Source organism: Gulosibacter sediminis, from assembly GCF_030011715.1.
GTDB lineage: Bacteria > Actinomycetota > Actinomycetes > Actinomycetales > Microbacteriaceae > Gulosibacter > Gulosibacter sediminis.
Window position 1 is genome coordinate 1 of record NZ_JASCYH010000116.1, and the last position, 272, is coordinate 272.

1 protein-coding gene is annotated in these 272 nt (G+C 71.7%); it reads left to right on the plus strand.

Annotated elements, in window-relative coordinates; all coding sequences use genetic code 11:
- Positions 1-272: IS3 family transposase (locus tag QM019_RS12790; RefSeq protein ID WP_345961037.1), on the plus strand; the 272-nt coding region annotated here is incomplete at both ends.

Sequence of the window (272 nt, forward strand, 5' to 3'; positions counted from 1 at the left end):
CGCGAGATGGCCGCGGCCGGCGCCCCTGTCAGGGTGCCGGTCGCGGTGGCGTGCCGGGTGCTCGGATTCTCCGAGCAGGCGTACTACCAGTGGCTGCGTAACCCGGTCTCTGCTCGCGAGACGGAAGAGCAGCACCTCATCGGTGTGCTACGCCGGCTGCACGCGGAAGACCCCGAGGGCGGGTATCGGGTGCTCGCCGACGACCTCGCCGACCTCGGCTACCAGCTTTCCGAACGCCGCGTGTGGCGGCTGTGCCGGGTCGCGGGGATCCG